At 67.2% G+C, this 6,542-nt stretch carries 7 protein-coding genes and 1 pseudogene; 1 reads left to right on the forward strand and 7 read right to left on the reverse strand.

The window, feature by feature from the left end; genetic code table 11:
• Positions 1-70: 70 nt before the first annotated feature.
• Together Q8N10_RS04855 and Q8N10_RS04860 are read right to left on the reverse strand one after the other, a co-directional pair.
• Positions 71-1,603 (reverse strand): acyl-CoA carboxylase subunit beta, encoded by a 1,533-nt coding sequence (locus tag Q8N10_RS04855; protein ID WP_304778323.1) that lies wholly within the window; start codon positions 1,601-1,603, stop codon positions 71-73.
• A gap of 80 nt (positions 1,604-1,683) precedes the next feature.
• Positions 1,684-2,406 (reverse strand): ATP12 family chaperone protein, encoded by a 723-nt coding sequence (locus Q8N10_RS04860; protein WP_304778326.1) that lies wholly within the window; start codon positions 2,404-2,406, stop codon positions 1,684-1,686.
• Positions 2,407-2,517: 111 nt separating this feature from the next.
• Here Q8N10_RS04860 and Q8N10_RS04865 point away from each other — a divergent pair, with 111 nt between their 5' ends.
• Positions 2,518-3,600 (forward strand): winged helix DNA-binding domain-containing protein, encoded by a 1,083-nt coding sequence (locus Q8N10_RS04865; protein ID WP_304778329.1) that lies wholly within the window; start codon positions 2,518-2,520, stop codon positions 3,598-3,600.
• 131 nt (positions 3,601-3,731) lie between these two features.
• Here the strand turns inward: Q8N10_RS04865 and panB are convergent, their stop codons facing one another.
• The 5 genes and pseudogenes from panB to Q8N10_RS04890 form a co-directional block, all read right to left on the reverse strand.
• Positions 3,732-4,565: a 3-methyl-2-oxobutanoate hydroxymethyltransferase gene (gene panB, locus Q8N10_RS04870; RefSeq protein WP_304778332.1), complete on the reverse strand. Its 834-nt coding sequence runs from the start codon at positions 4,563-4,565 to the stop codon at positions 3,732-3,734.
• 2 nt (positions 4,566-4,567) lie between these two features.
• A complete protein-coding gene (locus Q8N10_RS04875) occupies positions 4,568-4,948 on the reverse strand; it encodes a hypothetical protein (protein ID WP_304778335.1) in 381 nt (126 codons plus the stop codon).
• Positions 4,941-5,522 carry an RNA polymerase sigma factor gene (locus Q8N10_RS04880; protein ID WP_304778338.1) on the reverse strand — a complete coding sequence of 194 codons (582 nt, stop codon included), beginning with the start codon at positions 5,520-5,522 and terminating at the stop codon, positions 4,941-4,943. Before Q8N10_RS04880 ends, Q8N10_RS04875 begins: the two co-directional genes overlap by 8 nt.
• Positions 5,523-5,547: 25 nt before the next feature.
• Entirely contained in the window at positions 5,548-5,925 is a 378-nt protein-coding gene (locus Q8N10_RS04885; protein WP_304778341.1) for a DUF6249 domain-containing protein, read from the reverse strand.
• Positions 5,926-6,418: 493 nt separating this feature from the next.
• Positions 6,419-6,542 (reverse strand): annotated as a pseudogene (locus Q8N10_RS04890) (IS5/IS1182 family transposase); the annotation flags it as partial.

The raw sequence follows: 6,542 nt of genomic DNA on the forward strand, positions 1-6,542 counted from the left end.
GGCCTCGCGATCACAACGGGAGCGGCTCGCGCCAAGTTCCCCGCTAAGCAGCGGGGTCGCCATCGCGCCCCTATAGCGGGATGTTGTCGTGCTTCTTCCAGGGGTTGGTCAGTTGCTTGCCCCGCAGGTTCTTCAGCGAGCGGGCGATGCGCTTGCGGGTGTTGTGGGGCTTGATGACGTCGTCGATGTAGCCGCGGCTGGCGGCGATGAAGGGGTTGGCGAAACGGGACTTGTACTCGGCTTCGCGGGCGGCGATGGCGTCGGGGTCGCCGATCTCTGCGCGGAAGATGATCTCCACGGCGCCCTTGGAGCCCATGACGGCGATCTCGGCGGTGGGCCAGGCATAGTTCACGTCGCCGCGAATGTGCTTGGAGCTCATCACGTCATAGGCGCCGCCATAGGCCTTGCGGGTGATCAGGGTCACCTTGGGCACGGTGGCCTCGGCATAGGCGAACAAGAGCTTGGCGCCGTGGCGGATCAGGCCGCCCTGCTCCTGCTTGGTGCCCGGCATGAAGCCCGGCACGTCCACCAGGGTCACCAGGGGGATCTCGAAGGCGTCGCAGAAGCGCACGAAGCGGGCGCCCTTGCGGCTGGAGTCGATGTCCAGCACGCCGGCCAGGACCTGGGGCTGGTTGGCGACGATGCCGATGGTGCGGCCGTCCATGCGGGCGAAGCCGCAGATGATGTTCTTGGCGAAGTCCGGGGCGATCTCGAAGAAGTCGGCCTCGTCCACGACCTTCAGGATCAGTTCCTTCATGTCGTAGGGCTTGTTGGGGTTGGACGGCACCAGGGTGTCGAGGCTCATCTCGTCGCGCTCGACATTGTCGAAGCTCTCCCGGACCGGGGGCTTCTCGCGGTTCGAAAGCGGTAGGAAATCCACCAGGCGGCGCACCTGGGTGAGCGCCTCCAGGTCGTTCTCGAAGGCGCCGTCGGCGACGCCGGACTTCATGGCGTGGACGCGGTAGCCCCCCAGCTCCTCGTGGGTGACCTCCTCGTGGGTCACGGTGCGGACCACGTCGGGGCCGGTGACGTACATATAGCTCGTATCCTTCACCATGAAGATGAAGTCGGTGATGGCCGGGGAATAGACGTCACCCCCGGCGCAGGGGCCCATGATGACGCTGATCTGCGGGATGACACCGCTGGCCAGCGTGTTCTGCAGGAAGATGTCGGCATAGCCTGCCAAGCCGTCGACCCCCTCCTGGATGCGCGCGCCGCCGGCGTCGAACAGGCCGATGATCGGGGCGCCGACCTTGAGCGCCTGCTGCTGCACCTTGACGATCTTCTGCGCATGCGCGTTGGAAAGAGATCCACCGAAGACCGTGAAATCCTTGGAGAACACAAAGACCAGGCGGCCGTTGATATTGCCCCAGCCGGTGACCACGCCATCGCCCGGCACCCGGTTGTCGGCCATGCCGAAGTCGGTGGCGCGGTGCTCGACGAACATGTCGAACTCCTCGAAGGAGCCTTCGTCCAGCAACAGGTCCAGGCGCTCGCGTGCGGTGAGCTTGCCCTTGGCGTGCTGGCTCTGGATGCGGCGCTCGCCGCCGCCCATGCGGGCCTCCGCGCGACGCTTCTCAAGCTCCTCGATGATATGCTTCAAGGCCGGCCCCTCTTAACGCTCTGTGCTGGGATCAAGCCCTAGTCGCGCCCGGAAGCCTGCGCAAGTTCACCGGGCGTCAGCTAGAGGGCCTTGAACCAGCGCTCGAGCATGTGCGCCTCCACCACGTGACGGGCGGTGCGTTCGGCGGCCTCGTCATCGACGCCCCACTTCTCCTCCTGGAAGGTCTCATCCAGGCGCGACAGCTCCAGGGCCTGGACGCCGCTCATCCAGCCGCGCGCCAGGCCGAAGGCCAGGACCGCCGAGCCGAACAGGGCGGTGCCGAAAGCGACGCCAGCCAGGCCGAAATCGTCGAGATCCAGCGCCATGGCCTTGACCTTGGCCAGGGTCTCGTCGGGTTGGGTGCGGTGAACGATGCCCGCAGCCCTTACGAAAGCGACCTCGAACTCCCGCTCAGCACGCTCCAGGACCGGGCCCCAGTGCTCCTGCTGGCGGTCCACCAGCCCCACCGGATCCTCGGCGAAATAGCAGAGCAGGTCAGAGCCGGCATAGTCGGCGATCTGAGCCGCTGTGCCGTCACGGGCCTGGGGGATGGCGTCGAGCGCCGTGTTGGCCAGGCGGGTCGCGTGCATCAGGGCCATCTCGATATGCTCGCCCTGGGCGGCCCACTCCGCGGCGACGAGGTCGGCCAGGGCCTGGGTCGGCAGAACCATCAGGGCCGACCGGGGACTGCGCAGGCTGCGGTTGTCCAGCTTCACGGCGAAGCCGCCCTCGACGGCCTCAACCGCAACGCTCTTGTAGAAGCGGCGGGGCTTCTCGCCAGCTTCCTTGAATCCCTTGGCCACACGTCTCTCCAGTCACGGCGGCCGACAGGCCGCCCGTGCGCGTGCAAATGAGCGCTGGCGCGAATTAGCGCAAGGCTGGCCTCGCGCCGGCGCCTCGGCGATGCTGCGGGGATGGCTGACGACGTCCTCACCGCCCGCGACTTGAACCGCGCACTCCTGGCCCGCCAGATGCTGCTGGAGCGCCAGGCCATTGCGCCCGCCGACGCGCTGAGCCGGCTGCTGGCGATCCAGGCCCAGCTGCCGCGCACGCCCTTCATCGGCCTCTGGTCGCGACTCGCGGGATTCGAGCCTGATGACCTGCGGACGGCGATCGCGAGCCGCAAGGTCGTGCGCGCGACGGCCATGCGCGGCACGCTCCACCTGGTGACCGCCGCCGACTTCCTGACCTTCCGGGGCAGCCTGAGGACCGGAGAGGCCATCACCCTGCCTGGCGGGACCAAGACGACGGTCACCGAGCTGGAACCCGTCCTGGCCCTGGCGCGGAAGCACTTTGCCGAACCAAGGGAGTTCGAGAGTTTCCGGGACGTCCTGGAAAAGGCCGGCTATTCCGACATCCGCATCATGGCCTATGCGGCGCGCCACCTCCTGCCCCTGGTTCAGGCGGCGTCGGACACGCCGTACGGCTTTTCGCCCGGTGGCGAGTTCGTCCTGGCCAAGGCCTATCTGGGCGAGGGCATCGCGGCGGCGGCGGAGCCTGCTGAGTTGCTACGCCGCTACCTGGCCGCCTGGGGGCCGGCGACGCCCGCCGACTTCAGCGGCTGGTCGGGCTTGAAGGGTGTCGCGGCCCTGTTCGAGGCGCTCGGCGACGACCTCGTCACCTTCAGAGATGATCGCGGGAAAGTGCTCTACGACCTGAAGGATGCGCCCCGGCCCGGTGGCCATGTCCCTGCCCCGCCGCGCTTCGTGCCGGACTTCGACGCCGTCACCCAGGGCCACCAGGACCGCGCCCGCATCCTGCCGCCCGAACACGCGCCCAGGGTCGCCAGCAAGAACCTGCAGGTTCCGCCGATGCTGCTGGTGGACGGTTTCGTCGCCGGGACGTGGAAGCTGGAGGCCAAGAAGAAGACCGCGACGGTGTCCGTCACCGCGTTCGAGAAGTTCACAGCCAAGGACCACGAAGCCATTGAGGCCGAAGCCATCGCGCTGGCGAAAACCTTTGAACCGACAGCGGAAGCCGCCGTCCTGTTCGCCTAGAGCATGATCGCTTGAGACGGAACCGCGCAGCGGTCCCGGCTCAGGCGTGAATCATGCTCTCGCTTATATCTGGAGCCTGATCCACCGCATCGGCGGAATCGCGACGCGATTCCACCTCAACGAATCAGGCTCTAGGTGTTCGCGGCCTTGGCGAAATAGATCTCCGCCGGACCCGGGAACGTCCGCTGGCGCACGTCGTCGGCGTAGCCCGCGATGGCCTTGGAGATTTCGCCCCGCAGGTCGGCGTAGCGGCGCACGAACTTCGGCGTCCAGTCGAACAGGCCCAGCATGTCGTCGGTGACCAGGATCTGGCCGTCACAGCCGGCCGAGGCGCCGATGCCGATGGTGGGCACGGCGATGGCCTCGGTGATCTCGCGGGCCAGGCCCTCGGCGACACCCTCGACGACCACGGCGAAGGCGCCGGCCGCGGCGGTGGCCTTGGCCTCCTCCAGGATCCGGGCGCGTTCCTCGCCGGCGCGGCCCTTGGCCTTGAAGCCGCCGTCCACCAGCACCGCCTGGGGCCGCAGGCCCACATGGCCCATGACCGGCACGCCACGCTTCACGAGATATTCGATGGTCTCCACCACCGTGGAGCCGCTCTCGACCTTCACCGCCGAGGCGCCGGTCTCCTTCATGATGCGCACGGCGTTCTGATAGGCGTTCTCGGGCGCGCCCTCGTAGGAGCCGAAGGGCATGTCCACCACCACCATGGCCTTCTTGGAGGTCCGCATCACCGCCTGGCCGTGCAGGATCATCATCTCCAGGGTGACGCCGACCGTGTTGGGCAGGCCATGCACCACCATGCCGACGCTGTCGCCCACCAGCAGCAGGTCGCAGTGGTCGTCCAGCAGTTCGGCCATCGGCGCAGTGTAAGCCGTCAGGCAGACGATGGGCACACCGCCCTTGCGCGCGGTGATATCCGGCGCGGCGAGGCGACGAACCGTTTCCTGACGTTGAGCCGACATCGTCAGATCTCCTCGATCACGCGGGTGAGCACGAAGCCCATGGCCAGGACAGCCAGGCCGCTGGCGATCCATACGACAGTCCAGTCCGACTGCACCATGGCGAACAGGTCCATGCCCGGGCGCGCCTGGGCGATCCCGGCCTGCAGGAGGCGCGAAGAGCCCGCCGAGGCGTCCTCCACCCGCTGGACGAAGTTGGACATGATGAGCTGGCTGGCGCCGACGACGCCACCGGCCACGCCGGCGGCCCCGATGAACCAGCGGCGCATGTTCCAGCCGCGATTGAGACGGTGCTCCACACGCGCCGCGAAGGCGCTCTCATCGGAGAACGCCGGCGCATCGGAGAAGAGCCGCTCCAGGCGGCGCTCGAATTCGATCTCAGCCATTGCCACGCCTCCCTTCCAGCTCCGCACCCTCAGGCGCCAGTCGCGTTCTGAGTTTCTCCAGACCACGTTTGACATGGGATTTGACCGTTCCAAGCGGCAGATTCAAGGCATCGGCGGCCTCGGCGTGGGAGAGGCCCGCGCCGTAGCACATGGTCACGCAGAGCCGTTCGGCCGCGCCTAAACACTTCATGGCTTCGTCCAGATCGATGCGGCCGGCGGCGTCGGGATGGTGAGCGGTTTGGGTGCCCTCTTCAGCCTCGAGCGCCAGGCTCGCCAGACGCCGCTCACGTTGCAGACGCTTCAGGTACTGACGGGCGGCGATACGCTTGACCCAGGCGGCGAAGGTCCCCTCGCCGCGAAACTCGGTGATGCTTTCGAAGGCGGCCAGGAAGGCGTCCTGGGCCGTGTCGTCGGCCTCGGCCGAGGCTGCGCCCATCCGGCGCAGGAGGCCCCGCACCGCCGAGCCATGGCGGCGGACCAGCTCGCCGAAGGCGCGCCGTTCTCCCGTGGCCGACAGGGTCGCGAGTTCCACGTCGTGGAGGCTGGCGTACCGCAGTTGCTGTGAGCCCGACATTGGGCTTGCTCCCCCTGGAACCGGCCTACTTGCCGCGCCCGAAGAATGAGATGGCGATAAAGGCCACGCCGATGAAGCCCGGGAAGGCGGCCATGCCGATCAGCGGATAGAGGGCGTCGGGCTCCTCGAAGCTGATGGCGAAGCCGAAGGCGGCCAGGCCCACCGCCACGCCCAGCCAGATGATGCCGGTGCGCAAGTCCCGCATGGGAGAGGCCGGCGCCTTGACCTTCACGTCGCTGGTGATGGCCTCGATGACTTCGGCGGGGATCGGCTGGCCATGCTCGATGGAGGCCTTGAGGGTGTCGTGCAGGCGCGAGCGTTCGCGGCTCTTCAGGTAGGCGGGCACCAGGAACAGCGAGGCGATCGATCCGAAGACGATGAAGACGATGAGGACGGCTTCCATGACGTGGTCTCTCCAGTTTTGGGGCGTATCAGCCCGCTTCTGTGAGGAAAGAGGCCCGTGCCGCGCCCTATAGATGCAAGCGGGGCCATGAAATCTTTGTCATCATCCGGCGCTCAAGTCAGCACCCGGTCCCACGGGGCTGGTGCGGGAGATCAGAGCCGCCGCAGGACCAGGACTACGGCTTCTGCGCGCCGCTGGGGGGATAGGCTTCCCGCATGTGGCTGACACAGCCGGCGATCACCTCGGCGAGCACCTCCTGGTCCACGTCGGGGAGCCTGTCAGATAGAGGCAGGCCTTGCCGGTCTTGTACTTGCCAAGCCGCGCCATCAGCGCATCGTCGCGATGGCCGGACACGCCTCAGCCTGGCGCGGTTCAGGCGCGACGGCCGCCAGAAAAGCCTCGACGTCGGCGTTGGTCTCCGGGGTCTTGGTCTTTGTCTGCGCCACGTCCGCCTCCCCAGTCCTGGCGCTGGAAGACTAGGCGGAATCGACATTCATCGCATCCAGATCATGGCTGCTGCGAGATGGACGAAGCCTAGGAAGTGGATGGCCCTTCGATCGTATCGGGTTGCGAAGCGCCTGAAGTGCTTGAGCTTGGAGAAGCATCGCTCGATGCGG

Source organism: Phenylobacterium sp. (assembly GCF_030693625.1).
In the GTDB taxonomy this organism is placed as follows: Bacteria; Pseudomonadota; Alphaproteobacteria; order Caulobacterales; family Caulobacteraceae; genus Phenylobacterium; species Phenylobacterium ferrooxidans.

Bases quoted from the DNA above. Each gene is read 5' to 3' on its own strand.
- Q8N10_RS04865 (WP_304778329.1), top strand. From the start codon at position 2,518: ATGGCTGACGACGTCCTCACCGCCCGCGACTTGAACCGCGCACTCCTG.
- panB (WP_304778332.1), bottom strand. From the start codon at position 4,565: ATGTCGGCTCAACGTCAGGAAACGGTTCGTCGCCTCGCCGCGCCGGAT.
- Q8N10_RS04875 (WP_304778335.1), bottom strand. From the start codon at position 4,948: ATGGCTGAGATCGAATTCGAGCGCCGCCTGGAGCGGCTCTTCTCCGAT.
- Q8N10_RS04880 (WP_304778338.1), bottom strand. From the start codon at position 5,522: ATGTCGGGCTCACAGCAACTGCGGTACGCCAGCCTCCACGACGTGGAA.
- Q8N10_RS04885 (WP_304778341.1), bottom strand. From the start codon at position 5,925: ATGGAAGCCGTCCTCATCGTCTTCATCGTCTTCGGATCGATCGCCTCG.